Here is a 23,114-nt window from a genome sequence, read left to right on the forward strand (position 1 = left end):
CAAACAGAAGTCTATTTTTGAAGGGCAACAGGCATGGGCCCTGAACGAACAACGCGCCTGTCTCGCGAAAACCAGACGTTGGACAACAACACCGCCACACACACCACCGTAACCAGGACGGGAACCCAAGGGCTATGCCAGGTGGAGAGCACGAACTCGGCGGCCAAGGCGATGACCGGTACGCAAGGCGTGAGAATGGACACCCGCCCGCCTCCCAGGTGCTGAATGGCAAATTGCAGGGTAAACACCGGAATCAGCACGCTGACAAACGCCAGCTTGATCAACTGGCCGAGCATGGCGGTATCCAGCGTGAGCAACTGGTGCAAATTTTCCCGGCCGACCCACCCTGTGACGATCAATAGCAGGAAGAACCTGACGCACAGGATATCCATGGCGCTGTACTTGCTATCGCGGTTCAGTCGAGCCGAGCAGAACACATAGATCCCGCCAGTGATCCCGGCGACAGTCGCCAGGGCAATGCCCTCATGCAAGTTGACCAGGCTTACCTGGGCCGTGACTCCAAGCGCGAGACGCATAAGGACCAACGCCATCAGCGACAACAGGATCAGCAGCGCGCCCAGCCAGCGGGAACGACTGACCGAGGAGCGCGCCACCAGCATTTCACAGACCACCACCACCAGCGGCATCCAGCCCTGATAGATCGCTGACTCCACCGACGCTTCAATGCGCTGCAATGCCATGAACATCAACCACCAACTGAACAACGTCAGCACATTGAGCAGCAGAACGCCTCGCCACTCCTCGCGCAGCAGACGAAACGGGTCATGACCCCGCAAGGTATGCACCAGGAAAAATACCGCCCAGGCCATCAGGAAGGTAATGAATGTCAACGCCGCCCCACTGATGCGGGTGAACGCCACCATGACCCAGACGGCCGAGAGCGCCGTCGAGATGCAGTAGACCGCCATGCTGACGGCACCGAGTATTCCTGTCTTCATGCCTGCTCCTTGAGAAAAACCTGTTGCCTGCCGCCCGCTGGATCAATCAAGCGGTTCCCGGCTCCAGCACTTCCACCTGGGTCGGTACGTAGTCCTGCAAGGCTTCGAAGTCGGCTCGAAGTACCTTTGGGTCTGCGTTGTACAAAGTCAGGATGCCCGCGGTATCGGCCAGGGACCGGGAGTCCACCACCATTCCGGGGGCGACCCGCCAGTCGATGTCGTAGGTACTGGAAATGGGCGGTTCGTTGAGCTGGCTGATTCGGCCCTTGCGCAAGGGCAACAAGGCGGACACAACGTTGTTCTTCTCGTTGGGCTTGATGTCATCGAGTGCTGCGGCGCCGGCTACGAGGTAGAGATTGGCGTCGATCAGGTTGATGTCGCTGTTTTTCTCGTGGTACGGCACCCCGATGCCGCCAGGTACGCGTGCGGCAATTTCCAGGAACACCGGATAACCGCGCTTGCGGTCCACGAAGACCTCATGGTGCGTCGAACCGTTGCGAAAGTTCAGGGCCGCAATCACGTCCCGATTGAATGCCTCCAGGGTCGCCTTGAGCGTGGGGTCGGCCACGGGAATCACGCTCAAGGGCTTGCCCTGGACAAAGTCGAAGTTGGTGCAGCCCAGTTCCAGCACACCGCAGTAGCGGATTTGACCGTCGACCACAAACGAGTCGCATTGGAACATGTCGCCGTCAATGAACTCGTCCACCTCATAATCAAAATGATACGGCGAGGCCAACACTTGTTCGCGGGCCTTGATGAATTCGGCCTCGTTGCGAATGATCGACACCTCGAAACTGCCCGCTGCGTTCACCGGCTTCAGGACCAGGGGCAAGCCCAATCGCGCCGTCAGATCAGCGTAGTAAGCCTGAGGCTCAGCCGATAGCCGTACGTGATCCAGTGGCACAAACTCGGGAATGCGTATCCCCTTCTTGCTGACGGCGTGTTTCATCAGCACCTTGTCGCGAAAGTTCGCCACGATCGCCTGTGTGTCGCCTTCTAATCCGAACTCCTCGCGCAACTGAGCCGCCAGTTCAACGTGGCACTCTTCCTGGCAGAAAATACGCAATGAGGAGGTTTTGCCCTGCACGGCTCGCAGCTCATCGCTGATGACGCTGCGACATTGGTCATGATCCAGCAACGGGCGGATGTTGCGCTGCAGGTCGGCATCGACACGCACGATCTGCGAGACATTGCGCTCGAGCGTAGGCGGCAGGACGTCGGCGTGATAGGCGATCAGCACTGTCCGGCAATCTCGACCCAGTGTCTGCAGCGCCTTCTCGGAGGCAAAGTTAAGGTAATGGGGCGTCAGGAAAACGATGGTCTGGATCATGGTAGTGCCTCACTGGAAGTCGACGTTCATGCGATAGAGAAGGCGCGCATCGGCGCCCCCTTCACTTTTGGGTATGGGCGGACCTTTATGCAGCGTTGAAAGGTTGTCCCAGATGACGATGTCGCCTGGGCGGTAGGCATGCCGATAGCGCGGTGCGTGCTGGACAAGGAAGTCGACCAGACTGTCGAGAATGCGATGGGACAGTGCAGGCGTGACCCCTTCTATTTGCATGGCCGTGGCAGCCGGTGCATACAGCGACGCCGTGCAAGCGAGCGGGTGTTTGTACACCAGGGGGTGGACCACGGTGTTTTCCAGTGCGCCAGCCTCCTGGGAATTGAGCTGTTGCACCGCGGCGTCGGCATTGCGCAGCGCGTCTCGATTGCCGAAACGGTGGTGAATCCGCAGGTTTTCCAGGTCGAGCCCCTTCAGGTACGACGGGCAACCTGGGCTTTCCAGCCACTGGCGAACCTGATGCAGGCCCGCGACACAATCGATGAATTGGGTCTCGCCGTGCTGGTCTGGTACACGTACCGACAGCAGTGAGGTGAACACCGTGTTCGCCGATTTGTACGACATGTCGGTGTGCCAATACCCTCCTCCTTCATGCACGCCCAGGGCCTGGCCGTCCCGATGGAGATTGGTCACGGTCAGCACTTCCCGATAATCCTCGAGGCAGTACTTGGCCAACACATGATGGACAGGCGAGCCCAGCCTGCGCATCAACTGCACATAAGGGGCGACGCTGACGTCCTGGTTGGCGATGACCAGCACCTTGGCCTGCGCGATGGCCTGCCTGAGCTCCGCTGCCGACTGCCCGAGCACGTCGCCGAGGTCCAGGCGCAGCGGCTGGAACATCCTCACGCCCATGACCGCAGTCCTTCTTGCAGCGATATTGCGGCACTCATTTCTGCAGCTGCCGGCACCATCGTATTGATCGACGCATAACCTGAGGCAGCACCCGCGAAATACAGGCCGGCGACAGGGCTTTTCCCATCCTGGTGGCAGGTAAAGCCGGTTTGCTGGTTGAGCAGTTGCGGCCAGTCGGTGGCGGGGAGTTGTGCGGTGACGCCGATGGCCGAAACAAGGCATTGCTCCTTGGCCGACACATCCAAGTGCAACTCATGCCCGTCGGATGCCTGGGCGGCGACCAACCGGCCCGCCTCTTGAGCCTTGCGACAGGAAGCCTGGAGCAGCGGATTGCCGTTGAGTGACGACGGAAGGTCCAGGACGACCTTGTCGCCATCCTGGCGAATGCTGCTGTAGGCATGCAGCCAGATATTGGCCCGGCCTGTGCTGCTGGCGCTGTTGAGCGGCCCTTGAAAGGTACTGGACGAAGTCTTGGCAATCATTTCCAGCGTGCGCTGGCTAAGGGACCTGAGGGCAAAGCGATCATCGGTCTCTTGGGGATACAGCCCCAGATAGGATTTGATCAGGATCGACACATTGCGGGCGAACGGGGCCAGGAGCAGTGCGATCTGAAACGCACTGTTACCGCTGCCGAAGATGACCACATCCTGCTGCAGGAAACGGTGGGCCTCGCCCCGCGCAACCATTTGATAGACGTCAAAGCACTTCAACCAATGGGCACTGGGCATTTCGAAGGGCGGCGCCTTCGGGCGAATCCCGGTTGCCAGGATAATCTGCTGTGCACGCAAGGACCGATGCTGGGAACCCGGGGCCAGGCTCACCTCGAACAGCCCCTGGGCCTTGCTGACGGTGACCACCCGTTGCTGGATCCTGGTCAAGGGCAAGGCTTCGAAGTTACTACGGATGTAGGCTGCGTATTCCTCACCGGTGGGGCTGACGCACAACTTGCGCATGAACCGATGCAAGGGATAGGGCGCGCCTTCGATCTCCAGTTCATTGCAGTAGGACTGCAATGGATGATCCCCCATCATGCCCATGCACCCCCCGAATACATCGCTGATAACAGCGACTTTCAGGCCCAGATCAATCAGCCGGATACACTCGCTAAGCCCTGCGGGACCGCCGCCTACGACAATGACGTCGAACACATGCTGCTCCATTTCAAAAATCCTCCAGGCGGGCACAGGCTTGATCAACAATGGGTTTGGCTACCGAGAAAGAAAACCTGACATAGGTGGGGCACGGCCCCTGGTAGAAGGGCGTCGCAGGCAATGGCATGACCCCGCAACGAACGGCCAGGTGTTGACTGAATTCAACGGGGGACAATGAAGGCGCCCGCCGTGAATAGTCGGCCATGATGTAATGGCCGCCCGCCGGTAACCGGATATCCAGCCCGGCAGCCGTCAGCGCACCTGCCAGGCGATCACGTTTGTGCTTGTAGTGCTCGCGCAGGCTATCCAGGCGCCCGGCGGTCAACTCATCGAGCAAAACAGCAACGGCTGCCTGTATGGGGGTGGGTTGGCAATAGCTCAGGTAGAGGTGATGGGCATAGGCTCGCTCCATGAAGGTTGCCTGCGCGCACAACCAGCCGATCCGGACGCCCGTCATGGACAACAACTTTGATGCGCTGCCTGCCACCATCATGGGAATCTGCTGCCGGGGGTACCGCGCCGATGTGTCAGTGGCGTACTGATAGTGACGATAGGCTTCGTCGACAATCACCATGAAGTCATGGTTTTTTGCCAGCGCCACCATGTGCTGCCAATCATCAGCGGACATGCACCACCCCGTCGGGTTATGGGGTGTATTGAGCAGCAGTATGCGAACACCAGCGCGCAATTGCTGTTCGAGCACTGCCCAATCGGGGCCGATCGACTCCCCTGCCGACAACGGCACTGCAACAAACTCCAACCCCAGCAACGAGGCCATTCCTGGGTAATAGGGATAAAAGGGCTCAAAGAACGCGACCCGGCTGCCGTACTGCGTGGACGCTGCGTACAGGGCCAGGTACAAGGCCTCGGTACAGCCACTGGTCACCAGCACTTCGCTGTCGGGTGCATAGCCTGCACTGTGAGCTGCAATGCTTTCGCGCAAAATCATTTCGCCGCGAGGGTCGGCGTACTGCCAGCCCGCCCGGACCTGGCGGGCCAGCGCCGCATTCATGGCATTGTCAAACAGGGGTTCAGGAATTCCTTGCGAAAGGTTCAACGCTCCTGAGGATGCTGCATATGCACTGGCATCCCTGAAGGGCGCCACTCGACCAATCAATGTCAAATCATCCATGACTTCCCGCCCCCTTGTATTGATCGGTCAGGCGTGAGTGGCTACTCGGTTGAGTCCTTGCCAGAATCGGGTCAACAAGTTCAGTACATCGGCAGCGCCCTCCAGAATATTGTTGCCGTTGTCAGTGTCCCGGGCCGCCTCCATGACCGCGTCACTGATCCATTGCACATGATCGGTTTCTACCAGCATGTGCAGATAGAAGTAGGTGAAGTCTTCGTGTTTCCACCCGCTGTAGAGGCGGAAGCCTTCGTACAGGTTGGCGATCATCGGAAAGCCGAACTCTTCGATAACGTAATGAGCACCAATGGCATGCTCTGTCGAACCCTCGAGGAAAATTCGACGCAGGCCGTCGACCAGCTCACTGGCTTCGGGAATATATTCAACCTTCTTCCAGTCATCCAACGTGATGCCAACGCCGGCAAGTACACGCTCAAACATGATGAAGTGTGCCTCGCCTACCCCATCGCCCAGCTCAGACACGACCGTGCGCGCCAACTTCATCCGAATCACTTCGCTGTCGGTACGGTGCGAGGTGCCCGCCAGGATCTGAGGGAACGTACGAATGTAATAAAAGTACTGCTGGAACACTTTCTTCAGCGTCGCCTTGGGCAGCGGGGCCTGTCGAAAGGTTTTATAGAACGCATTGGTGTTGATCCCCGAAGCCGTGATCATTCCTTTAATCGAATGGATGATTTGCTCACCCGTCAGACAGCCTTGTTCCATTTGCTGAGCCGGCATAGATCCCCCCAAATACGATAAGGTAGCTTGGATGGCCGCGACGGAATGTCGCTGCGCGTTTCAGATAGTAAACAAGCGATTCCCGCAAACAAATTAATACTTTTAATCGACGGCGCTACGAACAATAGATTTATTTTGAAACATTAAATTTGTGATATTAATTCCATTTAAAATCAATAGATTATGATTCGTTGAAATTTTATCGCGCAGAAATAGAGCATTATTTATTTTTTGCACCAACAAGATGCATGTCGGGCGCTAAGCTCAAATTAAATCACCCCGATCTGGAAGTCTTCTATAGTGAACAATCAGCCCATCGACATCGCCCTCACCATCAAAGCCGAGCGAACCGCTCGGGAATGGTCCATCGGCGAGCTCGCCCAGCTATCTGGCGTATCAAAGGCAATGATCAGCAAAATTGAAAACGCGCAGGTCAGCCCGACTTCGACCATCCTGGGTCGGTTGTCGGGGGCGTTCGGCTTGCCCCTCTCCACACTGTTGCATCGAGCCGAGGGGCGCTCGGGACTTCTTTCAAGGGCGGCAGAGCAACCGCGCTGGGTAGACCCGGAAACCGGCTATTCGCGCCAGCAAGTCTCCCCGCGGGAGGGCTGGCCGTTGGAACTCATCAGCGTGCAACTGCCTCCGGGCGTGCGTATCAGCTACCCCGCCACGGCCTATGCGTTCCTTCATCAGCAGGTGTGGACCACGCAAGGCACGCTGACGTTTACCAAGGGCACTACCATCTATGTCCTGGAGCAAGGCGACTGTTTGCAACTGGGGCTGCCCGAAGAAGCCTGCACGTTCGAAAACGCCACATCGCAAGTGTGCGAATACGTCATAGCCTTGATTCGCAAGTAACCCTCGCCCCTTCGGCGCCCACCTGCACCAATGGTTGGTGCCAGCGCGTCCATTTCGCCGACCTGCGACCAGATGCGGCGTGCGCGACCTGCATAACCGTCAGAGGCTGCTATCGCAAACTGACATCAAATCGTCATCACTCCGTCGCTGAAATGCCATGGCGGCTGGGTACTGTCCTCGCCAATGAGATCGATCTCAAGCGAGTGACAATGACTGATTTGAAAGAAGTGGCACGTTTGGCTGGGGTTTCGCGGGCAACCGCGGCCCGCACCTTTGCCTCCCCTGAAGTGGTGCGTCCGGCGACCCGCGAGCAAGTGTTCGCCGCTGCGCGCCAACTGGGTTTTCGGCCCAATCGTCTGGGCCGCCAACTGCGCCTGCAGGTGACCAAGCTGATCGGTGTGGTGGTCCCTAACCTGCTCAATCCAGTGTTCGCCGAACAATTCCAGGCCATGGAGCGCGCTGCGCGCTTGCGCGGCTACAACCTGCTCCTGGCAACGACCGACTACAGCAGCGAGCGCGAAAGCGTGGTGGTCGAGGAGTTGTTGCGCCAGCGCGTCGACGGCCTGGTCCTCACTGTGACCGACGCCGAGAGCAACCGCGTGCTGCAAAGCCTGGACAACGAGGACACGCCTTTTGTGCTGGCCTATCACCAGCCGGGCAATCCGGACTACAGCGCCGTGTCGGTGGACAACCGTGCCGGCATGGCCCTCGCCACGCGTTATCTGCTCGAAGCCGGGCATTGGCGCATTGGCATGGTGGCCGGCCCGGCACTGCAATCGGACCGTGCTCGCCTGCGTTACGCCGGTTATTGCGACGCCATGCGTGAGGCCGGTCTCGACTGCCTGCCGGTGATTGAAATGCCGGCCCATACCCAAGCCGACTTCGCCGCCATCGAGCCGCTGCTGCAAGGCCCGCAAGCCCTCAGTGCGCTGGTTTGCTCCAACGATCTGTTGGCAATCAGCCTGATTGCACAACTGCGTCGCAACGGCTGGCACGTCCCCCAGCAGCTTTCAGTCATTGGCTTTGATGGCATCGCCCTCGGCACTCAGATGCACCCGACGCTGTGTAGCGTCGTCCAGCCCATCGAAGCCCTGGCCTGCACCGTGATCGACCAACTGCTGGCGCAGATCGGCGGCGCCGCACCGGTTTCCCATTGCCTGCCCTGCCATATCCGGCCGGGCGAAAGTACTCAACCCTACGAGGAGACGCTTGATGATCCGCTTCAGTAAAACCCTGGCGACGTTGCTGCTTTGCGGCGTTGCCAGCCTGGCCCAGGCTGCCGAAACGGCGATTTGCTACAACTGCCCACCGGAATGGGCCGACTGGGGCACGCAGCTCAAGGCCATTGCCGATACCACCGGCGTGCAGGTCCCGCTGGACAACAAGAACTCCGGGCAGGCATTGGCACAACTGGTGGCCGAACAGGCCGCGCCAGTGGCGGATGTGGTGTATTACGGCGTGACCTTCGGTTTGCAGGCGCAAAAAGCCGGGGTGGTCGGCACCTATAAGCCCAAGGGCTGGGAGCAGATCCCGGACGGTTTGAAGGATCCGCAAGGACACTGGTTTGCCATTCACTCTGGCACCTTGGGCATCATGGTTAACGTCGATGCACTGGGCGGTTTGCCCGTGCCGCAAAGCTGGGGCGATCTGCTCAAGCCTGAGTACAAAGGCATGGTCGGCTACCTTGATCCGTCCAGTGCGTTCGTCGGCTACGTTTCTGCGGTAGCGATCAACCAGGCCATGGGCGGCAGCCTCAATGACTTTACGCCTGCCATCGATTACTTCCAGAAACTGGCGAAAAACTCACCCATCGTGCCCAAGCAGACCGCTTATGCTCGGGTGTTGTCCGGTGAACTACCGATCCTGGTCGATTACGATTTCAACGCCTACCGGGCGCGCTACAAGGACAAGGCCAACGTCGCTTTCGTGATTCCCAGGGAAGGCAGCATCAGCGTGCCTTACGTGATGAGCATCGTCGGCAACGCGCCCCATCGAGCCAACGCCGAGAAGGTCCTGGATTTCGTCCTGTCCGAGCAAGGCCAGGCGCTCTGGGCCAAGGCCTACCTGCGGCCGGTGCGGGCGATGAGGATGCCAGCCGACGTCGCCGCACAGTTCCTGCCGGACAGCGATTACGCCCGGGCCGGTGTGGTCAACTACGAGCAGATGGCGGCGGCGCAGGAAGCCTTTTCCGCGCGTTACCTGAAAGAGGTCAAGTAAGTGACCGCCTCGGTAATAAAAGCCCGGGGAGTCTCGTCGGGCCAGGCCACGGTGCCGCGTCTGCGGCTGACCGCGGCCTGGGCCCTGGCGCCTGCGGCAGCGGTGCTGTTTGCGTTCTGGCTGTTGCCGCTGGCGCACCTGATCGTGCTGGGCGGGCAACGTCGCGACGGCGGCGAAAACGGTTATTGGCAGGTACTGGGCAGTGCGCAATACCTGGGCAGTCTGGCACAGACTTGCCTGCTGGCTCTGGCGACGACCCTCGCGGCGCTGTTGGTGGGTGGCATCAGTGGGGTTTTCCTCAGTCGCCAGCGCTTCTTCGGTCGTTCGCTGTTGGTCGCCTTGTTGACCTTCCCGCTGGCATTCCCCGGTGTGGTCGTCGGTTTCCTGGTGATTTTGCTGGCTGGGCGCCAAGGCTTGTTCGCCAGCCTTGGCCTCGAGCTGGCGGGTGAACGCTGGATCTTCGCCTACTCGCTGATGGGCCTTTGCATCGGTTACCTGTACTTCTCGATTCCGCGGGTGATCCTCACGGTGATGGCCGCTTGCGAAAGCCTGGATCGCAGCCTGGAAGAAGCCGCGCATTCATTGGGCGCCGGCCACTGGCGAGTGATCTGCGATGTCATCGTCCCAGGCCTGGCGCCGGCGCTGGTCTCGTGCGGAGCGATCTGCTTTGCCACTTCCATGGGCGCGTTCGGTACGGCCTTCACCTTGGGCACCCGCCTGAACGTGACCCCGGTGGCGATCTACAACGTGTTCACCAATTATGCCAATTTCGCCGTGGCGGCTGCGCTGTCGGTGGTATTGGGGGCGCTGACCTGGGCGGTGCTGCTATTGGCCAGGCGCCTGGCGAAAAATTCGAGGACAGTCTTGTGAGACGCTCAACGCTGTTCATCGGGCAGTTGCTGTTCACCCTGCTGGTCTGCGCGTTCATGTTGGTGCCGGTGCTGATGTCACTGCTGGCCGGGCTGACACGCAATTATTTCCAGGGCGTGTCCAGCGGCCTGACGTTCGATTGGCTGGTGCAAGTCTGGCAGGCCTATTCGCCGACGGTGTGGCTCTCCCTCCAACTGGCAGTGGCCTGCGCAATAAGTGTTTGCGTGGTGGGTGTTCCGGCGGCTTACGCGCTGGTACGGATGAACAACCGCTTCAGCCGTGCGTTCGAGGAGTTGATGGTGCTACCGGTGGCGATGCCAGGCCTGGCCAGCGCCCTGGCGTTGCTGCTCACCTATGGCCAATTCGGCGGATTTCGCAGCAGCTGGCTGTTCATTCTCGTCGGCCATGTGCTGTTCACCCTGCCGTTCCTCGTGCGTCCGGTGATGGCGGTGATGCAACGCCAGCACTTGCCCGTCCTGGAAGAAGCGGCGGCCAGCCTTGGCGCCGGGCCGTTGCGACGATTCTTCAGTGTGGTGGTGCCTAATTGTCGGGCAGGGATTCTCGCCGGGGTACTCATGGTTGTCACGCTGTCGCTGGGCGAGTTCAACCTGACCTGGATGCTCCACACGCCGATGACCAAGACATTGCCGGTAGGCCTGGCGGACAGCTATGCCTCGGCCAGGCTGGAAGTCGCCAGCGCCTACACCCTCATATTCCTGCTGATGATCGTGCCGCTGCTGATTGCGTTGCAGGCCATCAGCGCGCGCCTTTCCCGTGGAGACAAACGATGACCGGAACCACCATTCGCCTGGCGGGTTGCCGCAAGGCGTTCTCGGACGGCACCGTTGCCGTCCATGACCTGGACCTGACCATAGAGGCCGGCGAAACCTTGGCGATCCTCGGTCCGTCCGGTTGCGGTAAAACCACCACCCTGCGGCTGATCGCCGGGCTCGAACGCCCGGATGTGGGGCAGGTATTTTTTGGCGACACCGACGTTACCCGCCTGCCCATCGAGCGGCGCGACGTGGGCATGGTGTTCCAGAACTATGCGTTGTTTCCCAACCTGGATGTGGCCGGCAACATCGTCTATGGCTTGAAGATTCGCGGCATGGCGCCTGCCGAACGGAACAAGCGTTGCTCGGAGCTGCTGGAACTGGTGGGCCTTCAGGATCATGGCAAGCGCAGCATCCACGAGTTGTCCGGCGGTCAGCGCCAGCGGGTCGCGCTCGCCCGTGCCCTGGCGCCCAAGCCCCGGGTATTGCTGCTCGATGAACCCTTGGCGGCACTGGACGCGCAGTTGCGTGAGCGCCTGCGCAGCGAACTGGATCAGTTGCTACGCCATCTGGGCATTACCGCCGTGTTCGTCACCCACGACCAGGGCGAAGCCATGGCGCTGGGTGATCGGATCCTGGTCATGGAGCGCGGCCGCGTTGCGCAATTGGCCAGCCCACGGGAAATCTATCAGCAACCGGCCAACGCTTTCGTCGCCAGTTTTGTCGGCAACCTCAACGCTTTTCCAGTGCTCAAGCACACGCCCCTGGGCTTGAAAGTCCATGGCGGAGAGTTGCCATGGCTGGGTGCCGGATTGCCCGCCACCGTCTATTGCCGTCCCGAGCATTTGCGGGTGATGGACAACGAGGGGCATCTGCGCGGGCGACTGGTGGGCCAGTTTTTCCAGGGAGCCCAAAGCCGCCTGTTGGTGGACGTCGGCGCCGCCCAGCCATTGCTGGTGGACAGCACCGACAGCGTCATACACACCCCTGGCGCCCCGGTTTCCTTGGCCGTCGAGCCGCAGGTGCTGTTCACCTTGTCATCGTGATATTCGTGTTTTCAGAGGGCTTATTTTGAATCATCCGTTTCTCATTGCGCAGATCAGCGACCTGCATCTCAAGGCCGGGGAAAAACTGACCTATGGCGTCGTCGATACCCTCGCCGCGTTGCGTCATGCCGTTGACCATTTGAATGCCCGGGTGCCGCGTCCCGACATCGTGGTGATCAGTGGCGACCTGGTGGACTTCGGTCGCCCTGATGAATATGCCGTGCTGCACCCCGAACTGGCGCGCCTGCACATGCCTTGCTACCTGGTTCCCGGTAACCATGACAACCGCGAGCATTTGCGGGCGGCATTTGCCGATCATGACTACTTGCCAAGCGTGGCCGGAGCCCCGTTGGATTGGGTGGTTGACGAACATCCGCTGCGCCTGATCGGCCTGGACAGCACCATTCCCGGCGGCCATGGCGGCCGGTTGCTGGACAGCCAGTTGAGCTGGCTCGATGAACAGTTGGCCGGTCGTCCCGACGTGCCAACGCTGCTGGTCCTGCACCATCCGCCGTTTATCAGCGGCATCGGCCACATGGACCGCGAACCGTTCATCAACGCCTCGGCGCTGGAGCAGGTCATCGCCCGTCATCCGCAGGTAGAGCGCCTGCTGTGCGGGCATTTGCATCGGCCGATGCAGCGACGCTTTGGTGGCAGCCTGAGCTGCGTGTGTCCCGGCACCTCCCATCAAATTGTCCTGGATCTACAGCCAACCGCTCCCGCGCATTTCAACCTGGAACCACCCGGCTACCTGCTGCACCACTGGCATGGACAGGGATTGGTGACCCATAACGGCGTGTTTGGCGAGTATCCCGGGCCGTACCCCTTTTATGACGCTCATGGATTGATCGACTGATAACCCAGGGACTTTCACTGATGGCACGCTTTGGAGATTTATCCCCTACCCCATTGAAGATTTTCTAACGAGTCATTTAACGCATCGGCCAATCAGGTGATCGGCCGAGAGCTTACTGCTGCCTTTCCAACATGCCCGGAACAGTGATTCCGCGGTGGAGTTCGTCCTGATGAAAGCCCTATTGCAAGTACTGAGTGTTTTAACTGGCGGTGTGAGTCTGGTCCTGAGTCCATTGGCGTCGGCTGATTTTATCAGCGACAGCAAAGCCAACTTGAACTTGCGCAACTTCTACTTCAACAACGATAACCGTGATGGCGCCGCCGCACCTTCGAAGACCGAAGAATGGGGCCAGGCCTTCATGCTCAATTATCAATCCGGGTTTACCGACGGTACCGTGGGGTTTGGCCTGGACGCGATCGGGTTGCTAGGCCTGAAGCTCGACAGCGGCGCGGGTCGTCATGTTGGCGGCTCGATGTTCCCAAACGATGGTGACAAGGCGGCGGACCAATGGTCGCGTCTCGGTGCAACCGCGAAGATGCGTGTTTCCAAGACCGAACTGCGTTACGGCACTTTGCAGCCGAAGCTGCCGATCCTGGTTTCCAACGATGGCCGCCTGCTGCCGCAAACCTTCGAAGGTGGCCAAGTCACCAGCAATGAAATCGACAACCTGACCTTCACTGCCGGACAACTGGAACACGCCACCGGCCGTGCTTCCAGTGACAGCGCCGGCCTGGCCGTGGCGGGCGGCAGCCAGGAAAGCAACAAATTCACCTTTGCCGGTGGCGATTACAAACTGACCAAGGACCTGACCGCCCAGTATTACTACGCCAATCTGGAAGATTATTACCAGCAGCACTTCGCCGGCTTGCTGCATGTATTACCGTTGGGTGAGTACGGCTCGTTGAAAACCGACCTGCGTTATTTCAAGACCACGTCCGATGGCAAGAACGGCAGCGCAGCCGGTCGCGCCAGTGGTTACAAAGTCGGCGGCTATACCAAGGACGGCAGCGGTGAAATCGACAACGATACCTGGAGTGCGGCGTTCATTTACTCGTTGGGCGGCCATGCCATTACCGCCGGTTATCAAAGCGTGTCCGAAGACAGCAACTTTACACAACTGAACCAGGGCGGCCTGGTGGGTAAAGGCGAAGGCGGCGCGAGTCTCTACCTCTACACCGACCGTACCATCCAGACATTCATCCAGGCCGGCGAGCGCACGGCATTCGCCCAGTATGCCTATGACTTCGCAGGGCTTGGCGTGCCGGGTTTGAAGGCCTCGGTGATGTACCTCAAGGGCGACAACATCCAGACGGCCAGCGGCCAGGACGCCAGTGAGTGGGAGCGTGATATCTCTCTGGACTATGTAATTCAGAGCGGCGCGTTGAAGAACGTCGGTTTCGGCTGGCGCAACGGCATGTCCCGCAGCGATATTGCTCGTGACCAGGATCAGAATCGCCTGATCGTGAGCTATAGCATTCCATTGCTGTAAGCGGTCAGTATTGTTCGGGGCCAGGGAGTGGAACTCACACGTGACGCTCTCCTGGCTAGGTTGTCTGTTGGGATCTCACCTGTGCTGTGGCAACACTCAGCACCTTTTCGATTCGCACGATCAGGCAATTATCCGCCCGGATTGTGCAATCGCCCCCCGGCATTGCTTTCTATAGTTGACCAGAGCCAAACCATCCGGAGCTGGTACCCCTATGAGCGCCCTCAACATCAATGGCCGTGAATACACGGTCGACGTAGACCCAAGCACCCCGATTCTTTGGACCTTGCGCGACACGCTGGGCATGACCGGCACCAAGTTCGGCTGCGGCGCGGCGTTGTGTGGCGCCTGCACCGTACACCTGGATGGCCAGGCCATTCGTTCCTGCGTGACGCCCATTGCCGCCGCCGAAGGCAAGAAGATCACCACCATCGAAGCGGCAACCAACGGCAGCGACCCGGTCGGCAGCGCCGTGCACGAAGCGTGGGTCAAGCATGACGTGGCGCAATGTGGCTACTGCCAGAGCGGCCAGATCATGAGCGCGACCGCTTTCCTCAAGGCCCGGCCCAAGGGCAAGCAGCCCACGGCCGCCGAGATCGACTCGGCCATGGCCGGCAATATCTGCCGCTGTGGCACCTACGCCCGTATCCGCGCCGCGGTGGCTGATGCTGCCAAAGCCCTTGCCTGATCGGAGCAGACCATGTTGAACGAGATTTTCCCGAACGAGCACCCTCGCGCCTTGCAGCACCTGCTTGAACGCGACGAGGCTGACGGTCCCGCTACGCTGCCGCGCCGCAGTTTTCTCAAGATCGTCGGCATCGGTGGTCTGGCGCTCGGCGCTTTTCCTCACCTGGCCCTGGCGCAGGAGGCCAATGGTGCTGCCGCGCCGCTCAAACCGACCCAGCAACCCTCGGCATTCGTGCAGATCGCGCCCAGCGGCGAGGTCACGGTAACCATCAACCGCCTGGAGTTCGGCCAGGGCGTGCAGACCGGCTTGCCGATGATTCTTGCCGAAGAACTCGATGCCGACTGGAGCCTGGTACGCAGTCGCAACGGCAACAGTGACGCCGCCTACATGGACCCGGCCTTCGGCATCCACCTCACCGGCGGTTCCAACTCGATCAAGAACAGCTATACCCAGTACCGCGAACTCGGCGCCCGTGCCCGCGCCATGTTGCTGAGTGCCGCCGCCGCGCGCTGGAACGTCGACGTGGCGAGCCTGAGCACCCAGGCCGGCATGGTCCTCGGCCCGGCAGGCCGTAAAGCGAGCTACGGCGAGCTGGCCGAAGCCGCGATGGCGATGCCGGTGCCCGAGCAGATCACGCTCAAGGATCCCAAGGATTTCCGCATCATCGGCCAGGCCACGACACGCATCGACGCCAAGGCCAAGAGCAGCGGCCAGCAGGATTTTGGCATCGACATGCATCTGCCGGGGCAGCTCACCGCTGTCGTCGCCCGACCTCCGGTGTTCGGCGCCAGAATCGCCTCCCTGGATGACAGCGCGGCACGTGCCACGAAAGGTGTAAAAGCCGTGTTGCGCATACCACTGGACGGCGGTGCCGAAGGTGTTGCGGTGGTCGCCGACAGTTACTGGCAGGCAAAGCTGGCACGCGATGCGCTGAAGGTGGAGTGGGATGCGAGCGCTGTAGAAAAAGTGGACAGTGAGAAACAATTGGCTCAATACCGGGAACTGGCCAAGCAACCCGGCCCGCTGCACTTTGATGCAGACATGACGCCGCTTGCCAGCGCGCCGCATCAACTGGACGCCGAGTTCGTGTTTCCCTACCTCGCCCATGCCCCGATGGAGCCCCTCAACTGCACCGTGCAGCTAGTCGGGGATGGCGCTCAACTGTGGGTCGGTACGCAGTTCCCTGGCGGTGATGGTGCCGCGGCCGCCAAGGTGCTGGGCCTCAAGCCAGAGCAGATCCAGGTGAACGTGCAGACCGCCGGCGGTGGTTTTGGCCGGCGCGGCGTGCCCACCAACGATTTCGTCGTACTGGCTTGCGAGATCGCCAAGGCCGCCCGCACCGCCGGGGTCAACGCCCCTATCCGCACCCTGTGGAGCCGGGAGGACGACATCAAGGGCGGTTACTATCGCCCCATGCACCTGCACCATGCGCGCATCGGTTTTGACGACAGCGGCAAGGTGCTCGCCTGGGACCACGCCCTGGTGGGCCAATCGATCATCACCGGCACCGTGTTTGGCGGGCGGGTGAAAAACGGCATCGACCCGACCGCCACGGAAGGCCTGCGCAATCCGTATCCGCTGCCCATGCGGCTGACGGTTCATCACCCCAAGCTCAACGTTCCCGTGCTGTGGTGGCGCAGTGTGGGCTCCACCCATACGGCGTTTGTGATGGAAACGCTGATCGACGAGATCGCCCGCACGACCAGGCAGGATCCGGTGGCCTACCGGATGAAACTGTTTGGTGAGCAGAGCCCACGCCATCGCGAGGCGCTGCAATTGGCCGTGGACAAGAGCGAGTATGGCAAGCGCCAGTTACCGGCAGGCCATGCCTGGGGCGTGGCGGTCCACGAGTCGTTCAGCTCGGTGGTGGCCTACGTCGTCGAAGCCTCGGTGCAGGACGGCCGGCCGGTGCTGCACAACGTGACGGCCGGTGTGCACTGCAACCTGGCCGTCAACCCACGCAGTGTCGAGGCCCAGGTCCAAGGCGCGGCGCTGATGGGATTGTCGATGTGCCTGCCAGGTGGCGCGATCACGCTGAAAGATGGCGTGGTGCAGCAGAGCAATTTTGCTGACTTCAGCGTGCCGCGCATTACCGACATGCCGACATTTGCCGTCCACATCGTGCCCAGCGCCGAGCCTCCTACGGGGATGGGTGAACCCGGCCTGCCGGCACTGGCCCCGGCTTTTGCCAACGCGGTGGCGAGTCTGACGGGTAAACCGTTACGTGAGTTGCCTTTCAAGTTGACGTGACAGGCGGCTGAGGCTGTCTGGTCGCAATGCCAGACAAGCCTCACGATCACAAGCGAATGCGCTTGATATCCCGCTGCGGCGGCGCCCCAAAGAGACGGCTGTATTCACGGCTGAACTGCGAGGCACTTTCATAGCCAACCAGGCCCCCTGCACTGCTCGCATCGACGTTCTGGCTCAACATCAACTGCCGAGCGGCTTGTAGCCGCAGTTGCTTCTGGTATTGCAACGGACTCATACCGGTCACGGTCCGAAAATGCTGGCGAAACGTGGATGGACTCATGTGCGCTTGTGCCGCCAGATCGTCCATGCGCAACGCCTGGCGAAAATTCAGTTTCAGCCAGGCAACCGTCTTGGCGATGTGCTGGCTGGGTGACCCGGCAGCGATCACATGCAGCAACTGTGGCGCGTGGGCACCGCTCAACAGGCGAGCGATGATCTCTTCCTTGATCAGCGGAGCCACGGTCTCAAGCAGCGACGGTTCCTCCAGCAGATCTATCAAGCGCCGCAGGGCGTCCAGCACCCCGGCATCCAGCGCTTGTACGGTAACCGGTCGAAACGCGTCGTCCCTCATGCATTGTGACAACTGCATGCGCTCGGCCACCTGCATGACCATCGTGCTGTCGAATCTCAGCATCATGCCCAGGAACGGCTTGGCGACGCTGGCTTGGGAGACATGGGAAATGACCGGCAGATCCACGCAGGTCACCATGGACTGGCCGGGGGCGTAGGTCAGTATCTCGTCCCCGAGCATGGCTTGCTTGCGGCCTTGCAATGTCACGCCGATGCCCAGGCCATAGATGCAGTGCGTCGGCGCGGTAATCGCATTGCGCCGATGCAGGCTCAAGCCGGCAATGGCGGTGATCTGGTCGCCCTCGCTGGGCACGAGCTGGCTGACCGAACCGGCCAGGCGACTGATGTCGCTGTTGAAATCAGTGTGCACATTTCACTCCTTGGAAACATCGGGCCCACGACTTGCGGTGATGGCGAACACTGTTCGGCATCACCGCAAGTCGTTGATCAATATAGACGCAGTATGCTGGGTCGGCAGTTCGAGTCGCTTGCCTGATTGACGCAATTTCCTACTCGATTTAACGATCCGTGGCTCGCATCAGTCACCTCGGGCCAGAAATGACAATATGTTTTCAGGAGTTTGGGGGGCACAAGTGATGGTTTGGATGGGCGCCTAAAGATTCTGGAAGATGTAGCCGGCTGACCGTCGTTCATCCAGCGCGACACCCACTTGCAGCAGTCGTTGGGCCAGGGCCGGCGTTTCGACCCGCACTTTCCAATCCAGACCTGTCGGTGCCACGGGCGCGCGATCGTAGCGAATGATCGCTTCAGCCAATTGCGCCCGATCAGGCAAGTACACCGCCAACGCGTTGCCCTTCCAGGCGGCGACGTTCATGCCCATCGCTTCACACAGCGCAATCTTGGCCCGGGCGTCGTCCCTGTCCGCCTGGCGGGAACGTTCGATCTGATCGGCCAGGATCGGATCGACAACGCGGTCGGTAAACAAGACCTCGCCCGCCTCCCAGACCTCAGGCGGACAGACCTTGTCGGCAGGACGCAAGGCAATGAGCGGATTGATTTCCATCGGGTAGATTCGACAGACCAACGGCCGCTCTTCATAGATACCGCAACGACCATCGTCGCCGAGATTGCGGCATTGCGTCAGCGCATTACCCGCCAGTACCGCAACGACTCGAATCTGGGCATCGCCACTGGTGACTGCCACGGCCCGTTGGGCGCTGTGGGCGAATTGCCTAGGCTCGGAAGGCCAGGTTGACTCATCGAACGCCTCCAGTATGACCGCCACCTCATGTCCGCGGTTTAGCCACTGCCTTGCCTCATCCAACGTCAGCGGAATCAGCCGGCCCTTGCAGCAGATCCCGCAGCCGTTGCAGGCAAAGCGGATCGTGTTGTTCTCCATATCAAGCACTCGCACACATGTTTTCGATGGCCTACAAAAGCCCCTGCCACTCGGATACAGCTGTGGCAGGGCCTCAGGGCCGCGAGAGTATGTGGAGCGAAACGCCTATCCGTTTGCCGGATTCGCCGGCATCGTTGCCTGATCCAAGGGAATTTCAGGTCTCGGACCTTTTGGAGAAATACCGTTGTTTCAGACAACCGTTGCCTCGATCCCTGCAATCCATCAGAGAATGAAGGTACAACCCGCCTTCGAGAGGCGCGCTCTAGCTTCCGAGGCCGCTCAGATGAGTATCACTTCGCCGCAGCGGCTGTCTCAATCAAGCGAGCGACCGGCTCGGGGTTTGAAACCATCACCACATGGGACGCGCCCTTGACCACTTTCACCGCCTTGGCCTCGGCACGCTGGGCCATGAACGCCATGGCCTGCGGCGGGATGTTCTTGTCCTTGTCGCCATAGATGTACCAGGACGGAATGTGCTTCCAGGCGGGCGGCCCGGCCTGCTCGTTCAAAGCCGCTTCCGTGACCGGCCGTTGAGTCGCGGCCATCAGGGCCGCTTGTCCGGCGGGAACATCCGCGGCGAACTGGTCGTGGAACTTGGCTTGCTGGATGTACAAGTCCTTGCCGCCATCCGTCAGCGGGACAGGCGCGGCAAGGGTTGGGCCCAGGGTGCTGCCGGGGAATTTGCCGGCAAGTCCGGCGACGGTTTCCCCCGCCTCGGGGGCGAACGCGCTGACGTAGACCAGTGCCTTGACGTTGGCGTGGTCATTGGCCGCTTCGCTGATCACGTTGCCCCCGTAGGAATGACCGACCAGCACAACGGGAGACTTGATGCTGGTCAACAAGGCTGACACCGCCGCGCCATCGCTTTTCACGCTGCGCAGAGGGTTGGCCGCCGCCACCACCGTGTAGCCGTCTTTCTCGAGAATCCTGGCGACACCATTCCAGCTCGATGCATCGGCAAAGGCACCATGGACCAGGACCACGGTGGGTTTTTCAGTTTGTGCAAACGCGTTGGCACCGATGAACAGACCAGCGCTGCACGCCAGTACGGCAATGACTTTTTTCATTGAATACTCCTTGGGTTTTGAGTGTTAGCGCAGATGATCAGCGTCGATCACAGCCTGGGCGAAAGCCTGCGGCGCTTCTTGCGGCAAGTTGTGGCCGACACCGCCATCGATCAGGCGATGCTCGTATTGGCCAGTGAAACGCTTGGCATAGGCTTCGGCGGGGGGATGAGGAGCGCCATTGGCATCACCCTCCAAGGTGATGGTCGGCACGCTGATCGACGGGAACGTCGCCAGTTTCTTTTCCAGCGCGTCGTATTTGGCCTCGCCCTTGACCAGGCCCAGCCGCCAGCGATAGTTGAAGATTGAAACGGCGACATGATCGGGATTCTGCAAAGCGGCGGCGCTTCGGTCATACGTCGCGTCGTCGAAGTTCCACTTGGGCGACGCCAGCTGCCAGATCAGTTTGGCGAAGTCGTGGGTGTTTTTCTCGTAGCCGAGGCGACCACGCTCTGTCGCAAAGTAGAACTGATACCACCACTGCAGTTCGGCGGCCGGTGGCAGCGGTGTCTTGCCGGCCTCCTGGCTGCCGATCAGGTAGCCACTCACCGCCACCAGCGCCTTCACCCGCTCCGGCCAAAGGGCCGCGACAATGTCGGCGGTGCGTGCGCCCCAGTCATAACCGCCGAGCACGGCTTGCTTGATCTTCAGTGCGTCCATGAAATCAATCAGATCGTTTGCCAGTGCAGAAGGCTGGCCGTTGCGCAGGGTCTTGGCCGACAGGAAACGCGTATCGCCATAACCGCGGGCGTACGGGATCAGCACGCGATAGCCCTTCTCTGCCAGCGCTGGCGCCACATCCGCGTAGCTGTGAATGTCATAGGGCCAACCATGCAGCAGGATGACCACCGGCCCGTCGGCGGGACCGACCTCGGCATAGGAAACGTCCAGCAGGCCGGCCTTGACGTGCTTCAACGGGCCGAACGAGGTGTGACTACCCGGGGTAATGGCGCCGATGGTGCTGGCAGGTACATCGGCGGCGTTTGCCTGCGACGACGCGAAGCCCAAGGCGCCCAATTGCATTATCGCGAACACCAGGATGGCTGGGGTGAACAAACGAGTACGGCGCAGTGCGGATGGGTGGTTCAGAGTCGTGTCCATGTGAATCTCCCTTACGAATGGCGGGTGAGCGGCTCCCGGTCCGGAGCCGCCAGGAAAGGTTTAATGAGCGGTCTGGGCGACGGTGTTTTTCGCGGCGCTACGCAATGGCCGGAATGCCTCGCGCAACTCTTCGCTGAACAATTGCGGCTGCTCCCAGGCAGCGAAATGGCCGCCCTTGCTGACTTCGTTGAAGTAGGACAGCGATGGATAGGCCCGCTGGGCCCAGGTTTTCGGGGCTTGGTAAATTTCGTGGGGGAACACGGTGATCGCCACCGGGACCTTGATGTCTGCGGTTTTTTGCGCCACCGCACTGAAGTTATTGTTGTTGTTCTCCCAATAGAAACGGGAGGACGATGCGCCGGTGTCGGTCAACCAATACAAGCTGATGTCGTCGAGCATTTCATCGCGGCTGAGCACACGTTCCGGCTTGCCGTCGCTGTCAGTCCAGGCGGCAAACTTTTCGTACATCCATGCCGCTGTGCCCGAGGGCGAATCCGCCAGCAGATAACCGATGGTCTGCGGCCGGGTCACCATCATCGCGCCGTAGGCTGCATTGCGGCCGAAGAAGGTGCTCAGCGAGTTGTAGGCAGTGCGTTCCGGACCGCTCAACCCCGCAGGTGCCGGTTCGCCGCTGTTGATCGGCTTCACCAGCTCCGGCGGCACGGTCGCCGGCATGTTCAAATGGATGCCCAGCAAACCGGGCGGCGCCAGGCGGCCCAGGGCGTCGGAGATGACCGACCCATGATCACCGCCCTGGGACACGTAATGGGTGTAGCCCAAGCGTTTCATCAGCACGTCCCAGGCCTTGGCCACGCGGTCCGGGCCCCAGCCCAACTCAGTTGGCTTGCCGGAAAAGCCGTGGCCGGGAATCGAGGGGATCACGACGTCGAAAGCGTCTTCGGCGCGACCGCCGTAAGCGGTCGGATCGGTCAGCGGGCCGATGGTCTTGAGAAACTCGAACTGCGAACCCGGCCAGCCATGGGTAAGGATCAGCGGCATGGCGTTGGGATGACGCGAACGCACATGAATGAACTGGATGTCGACACCATCGATCGTGGTGATGAATTCGGGCAATGCATTGAGCCTGGCCTCGGCCTTGCGCCAGTCATAACCGTTGCCCCAATACTTCACCAAGTCCTGTACCTGGGCCAGTTGCACGCCCTGGGAAACGTCGTTGACGGTTTCCTTGTCCGGCCAACGGGCGTCGGCAATGCGCTTGCGCAGTTCGGCCAGCTTCGCGTCATCGACATGGATGCGGTATGGACGGATGGCTTCGGATTGAGACGATTGAACCGTGCCGGATGGCGCGACGTCGACGGTGGCCGCCCAGGCCCCCGGGCTGGCAGCGAGCAGTGCGAGACTGAGCGCACTGCCCCAGGCGGTGTGAACCAGGCAACGGTGCCAGGCGCAAACGGATGAAATTGCAAGCATGATGACTCTCCTTGAGTGAGTGGCCCACGGACCTGGATCAATTGTCCTGAGCGCAGTCCTGAGCGACGGCGTTGTAGTCCAGTGCCTGGATCTGGCCGGCCGAGTCCAGGTAGGTCATGCGTGTCTCCACGACGCCGCAGCCCGAGCCTTGCTTGACCGAAAGCACCTTGGCGACATCCAGGTGGTCGCCATACATGTAGGTGTGAGGCTTGATGCTGCCTTGGGCATTGGCCGCGACAGCGCCAAGGCTCAGTGCGGCAAACAGGGACGCGATGCTGAGGTTTTTCCAGTTCATGACGTTATCTCCGACGTGGGGTGAGCCAGTGAGACGGCTTGGGCTGTCTCGGTGGGCTCATTTGACGTCGGC

General features: G+C 60.6%; 22 protein-coding genes. 10 read left to right on the plus strand and 12 right to left on the minus strand.

Features of this window, described 5'->3' with window-relative positions:
- Positions 1 to 11 precede the first annotated feature (11 nt).
- From AB4O22_RS11215 to AB4O22_RS11240, 6 genes are read right to left on the minus strand one after another with little or no spacing between them, the layout of a single operon-like run.
- Positions 12 to 959: an EamA family transporter gene (locus AB4O22_RS11215; RefSeq protein ID WP_003201866.1), complete on the minus strand. Its 948-nt coding sequence runs from the start codon at positions 957 to 959 to the stop codon at positions 12 to 14.
- Positions 960 to 1,005: 46 nt separating this feature from the next.
- Positions 1,006 to 2,289, minus strand: a complete 1,284-nt coding sequence (locus tag AB4O22_RS11220; RefSeq protein WP_003201863.1) for an ATP-grasp domain-containing protein — start codon at positions 2,287 to 2,289, stop codon at positions 1,006 to 1,008.
- Positions 2,290 to 2,298: 9 nt separating this feature from the next.
- A complete protein-coding gene (locus AB4O22_RS11225; protein WP_003201861.1) occupies positions 2,299 to 3,156 on the minus strand; it encodes a TauD/TfdA dioxygenase family protein in 858 nt (285 codons plus the stop codon).
- Positions 3,147 to 4,316, minus strand: coding sequence for an NAD(P)/FAD-dependent oxidoreductase (locus tag AB4O22_RS11230; RefSeq protein WP_263292823.1), 1,170 nt, complete (start codon positions 4,314 to 4,316; stop codon positions 3,147 to 3,149). The genes AB4O22_RS11225 and AB4O22_RS11230 overlap by 10 nt, the downstream gene beginning before the upstream one ends.
- A 1-nt stretch (position 4,317) precedes the next feature.
- A complete protein-coding gene (locus AB4O22_RS11235; protein ID WP_028236875.1) occupies positions 4,318 to 5,439 on the minus strand; it encodes a pyridoxal phosphate-dependent aminotransferase in 1,122 nt (373 codons plus the stop codon).
- Between the two features lie 27 nt (positions 5,440 to 5,466).
- Positions 5,467 to 6,177, minus strand: coding sequence for an iron-containing redox enzyme family protein (locus AB4O22_RS11240; RefSeq protein WP_013693359.1), 711 nt, complete (start codon positions 6,175 to 6,177; stop codon positions 5,467 to 5,469).
- Between the two features lie 300 nt (positions 6,178 to 6,477).
- Between AB4O22_RS11240 and AB4O22_RS11245 the strand changes: the two genes are divergently transcribed.
- The 10 genes from AB4O22_RS11245 (at position 6,478) to AB4O22_RS11290 (ending at position 17,221) form a co-directional block, all read left to right on the plus strand.
- Entirely contained in the window at positions 6,478 to 7,035 is a 558-nt protein-coding gene (locus AB4O22_RS11245) for a helix-turn-helix domain-containing protein (RefSeq protein ID WP_223471538.1), read from the plus strand.
- Positions 7,036 to 7,244: 209 nt separating this feature from the next.
- Entirely contained in the window at positions 7,245 to 8,264 is a 1,020-nt protein-coding gene (locus tag AB4O22_RS11250) for a LacI family DNA-binding transcriptional regulator (protein WP_028236876.1), read from the plus strand.
- Complete coding sequence (locus tag AB4O22_RS11255) at positions 8,248 to 9,252, plus strand: ABC transporter substrate-binding protein (protein WP_460096329.1); 1,005 nt, start codon at positions 8,248 to 8,250, stop codon at positions 9,250 to 9,252. Before AB4O22_RS11250 ends, AB4O22_RS11255 begins: the two co-directional genes overlap by 17 nt.
- A 15-nt stretch (positions 9,253 to 9,267) precedes the next feature.
- Positions 9,268 to 10,122: an ABC transporter permease gene (locus tag AB4O22_RS11260; protein ID WP_085983272.1), complete on the plus strand. Its 855-nt coding sequence runs from the start codon at positions 9,268 to 9,270 to the stop codon at positions 10,120 to 10,122.
- The gene (locus AB4O22_RS11265; protein WP_014338364.1) at positions 10,119 to 10,913 is read left to right on the plus strand and encodes an ABC transporter permease; all 795 of its coding nucleotides are present in this window, start codon (positions 10,119 to 10,121) and stop codon (positions 10,911 to 10,913) included. Before AB4O22_RS11260 ends, AB4O22_RS11265 begins: the two co-directional genes overlap by 4 nt.
- Entirely contained in the window at positions 10,910 to 11,941 is a 1,032-nt protein-coding gene (locus AB4O22_RS11270) for an ABC transporter ATP-binding protein (protein ID WP_460096330.1), read from the plus strand. The genes AB4O22_RS11265 and AB4O22_RS11270 overlap by 4 nt, the downstream gene beginning before the upstream one ends.
- A gap of 25 nt (positions 11,942 to 11,966) precedes the next feature.
- Positions 11,967 to 12,797, plus strand: a complete 831-nt coding sequence (locus AB4O22_RS11275) for a phosphodiesterase (protein WP_013693355.1) — start codon at positions 11,967 to 11,969, stop codon at positions 12,795 to 12,797.
- 169 nt (positions 12,798 to 12,966) lie between these two features.
- Complete coding sequence (locus tag AB4O22_RS11280) at positions 12,967 to 14,286, plus strand: OprD family porin (protein ID WP_003201839.1); 1,320 nt, start codon at positions 12,967 to 12,969, stop codon at positions 14,284 to 14,286.
- Positions 14,287 to 14,497: 211 nt separating this feature from the next.
- Positions 14,498 to 14,971, plus strand: a complete 474-nt coding sequence (locus tag AB4O22_RS11285) for a (2Fe-2S)-binding protein (protein ID WP_460096332.1) — start codon at positions 14,498 to 14,500, stop codon at positions 14,969 to 14,971.
- Between the two features lie 12 nt (positions 14,972 to 14,983).
- Positions 14,984 to 17,221, plus strand: a complete 2,238-nt coding sequence (locus AB4O22_RS11290) for a xanthine dehydrogenase family protein molybdopterin-binding subunit (RefSeq protein ID WP_460096333.1) — start codon at positions 14,984 to 14,986, stop codon at positions 17,219 to 17,221.
- 46 nt (positions 17,222 to 17,267) lie between these two features.
- Here the strand turns inward: AB4O22_RS11290 and AB4O22_RS11295 are convergent, their stop codons facing one another.
- The 6 genes from AB4O22_RS11295 to AB4O22_RS11320 form a co-directional block, all read right to left on the minus strand.
- Complete coding sequence (locus tag AB4O22_RS11295) at positions 17,268 to 18,161, minus strand: AraC family transcriptional regulator (protein WP_223471541.1); 894 nt, start codon at positions 18,159 to 18,161, stop codon at positions 17,268 to 17,270.
- 243 nt (positions 18,162 to 18,404) lie between these two features.
- Positions 18,405 to 19,151 (minus strand): YkgJ family cysteine cluster protein, encoded by a 747-nt coding sequence (locus tag AB4O22_RS11300; protein WP_460096335.1) that lies wholly within the window; start codon positions 19,149 to 19,151, stop codon positions 18,405 to 18,407.
- Between the two features lie 290 nt (positions 19,152 to 19,441).
- A complete protein-coding gene (locus tag AB4O22_RS11305) occupies positions 19,442 to 20,218 on the minus strand; it encodes an alpha/beta fold hydrolase (RefSeq protein ID WP_003201829.1) in 777 nt (258 codons plus the stop codon).
- 24 nt (positions 20,219 to 20,242) lie between these two features.
- Positions 20,243 to 21,316: an alpha/beta fold hydrolase gene (locus AB4O22_RS11310; protein ID WP_043042146.1), complete on the minus strand. Its 1,074-nt coding sequence runs from the start codon at positions 21,314 to 21,316 to the stop codon at positions 20,243 to 20,245.
- A gap of 60 nt (positions 21,317 to 21,376) precedes the next feature.
- The gene (locus tag AB4O22_RS11315; protein WP_003201823.1) at positions 21,377 to 22,747 is read right to left on the minus strand and encodes an epoxide hydrolase family protein; all 1,371 of its coding nucleotides are present in this window, start codon (positions 22,745 to 22,747) and stop codon (positions 21,377 to 21,379) included.
- Between the two features lie 37 nt (positions 22,748 to 22,784).
- On the minus strand, positions 22,785 to 23,042 hold the full coding sequence (locus AB4O22_RS11320) for a DUF2790 domain-containing protein (protein ID WP_003201821.1): 258 nt from the start codon (positions 23,040 to 23,042) through the stop codon (positions 22,785 to 22,787).
- Positions 23,043 to 23,114: the final 72 nt, after the last annotated feature.

This window comes from Pseudomonas sp. S3_B11, from assembly GCF_054667715.1.

Bases quoted from the DNA above. Each gene is read 5' to 3' on its own strand.
- AB4O22_RS11270 (WP_460096330.1), top strand. From the start codon at position 10,910: ATGACCGGAACCACCATTCGCCTGGCGGGTTGCCGCAAGGCGTTCTCG.
- AB4O22_RS11300 (WP_460096335.1), bottom strand. From the start codon at position 19,151: ATGGAGAACAACACGATCCGCTTTGCCTGCAACGGCTGCGGGATCTGC.
- AB4O22_RS11315 (WP_003201823.1), bottom strand. From the start codon at position 22,747: ATGCTTGCAATTTCATCCGTTTGCGCCTGGCACCGTTGCCTGGTTCAC.
- AB4O22_RS11215 (WP_003201866.1), bottom strand. From the start codon at position 959: ATGAAGACAGGAATACTCGGTGCCGTCAGCATGGCGGTCTACTGCATC.
- AB4O22_RS11285 (WP_460096332.1), top strand. From the start codon at position 14,498: ATGAGCGCCCTCAACATCAATGGCCGTGAATACACGGTCGACGTAGAC.
- AB4O22_RS11240 (WP_013693359.1), bottom strand. From the start codon at position 6,177: ATGCCGGCTCAGCAAATGGAACAAGGCTGTCTGACGGGTGAGCAAATC.
- AB4O22_RS11230 (WP_263292823.1), bottom strand. From the start codon at position 4,316: ATGGAGCAGCATGTGTTCGACGTCATTGTCGTAGGCGGCGGTCCCGCA.
- AB4O22_RS11290 (WP_460096333.1), top strand. From the start codon at position 14,984: ATGTTGAACGAGATTTTCCCGAACGAGCACCCTCGCGCCTTGCAGCAC.
- AB4O22_RS11255 (WP_460096329.1), top strand. From the start codon at position 8,248: ATGATCCGCTTCAGTAAAACCCTGGCGACGTTGCTGCTTTGCGGCGTT.
- AB4O22_RS11320 (WP_003201821.1), bottom strand. From the start codon at position 23,042: ATGAACTGGAAAAACCTCAGCATCGCGTCCCTGTTTGCCGCACTGAGC.
- AB4O22_RS11305 (WP_003201829.1), bottom strand. From the start codon at position 20,218: ATGAAAAAAGTCATTGCCGTACTGGCGTGCAGCGCTGGTCTGTTCATC.
- AB4O22_RS11250 (WP_028236876.1), top strand. From the start codon at position 7,245: ATGACTGATTTGAAAGAAGTGGCACGTTTGGCTGGGGTTTCGCGGGCA.
- AB4O22_RS11310 (WP_043042146.1), bottom strand. From the start codon at position 21,316: ATGGACACGACTCTGAACCACCCATCCGCACTGCGCCGTACTCGTTTG.
- AB4O22_RS11235 (WP_028236875.1), bottom strand. From the start codon at position 5,439: ATGGATGATTTGACATTGATTGGTCGAGTGGCGCCCTTCAGGGATGCC.
- AB4O22_RS11280 (WP_003201839.1), top strand. From the start codon at position 12,967: ATGAAAGCCCTATTGCAAGTACTGAGTGTTTTAACTGGCGGTGTGAGT.
- AB4O22_RS11225 (WP_003201861.1), bottom strand. From the start codon at position 3,156: ATGGGCGTGAGGATGTTCCAGCCGCTGCGCCTGGACCTCGGCGACGTG.
- AB4O22_RS11220 (WP_003201863.1), bottom strand. From the start codon at position 2,289: ATGATCCAGACCATCGTTTTCCTGACGCCCCATTACCTTAACTTTGCC.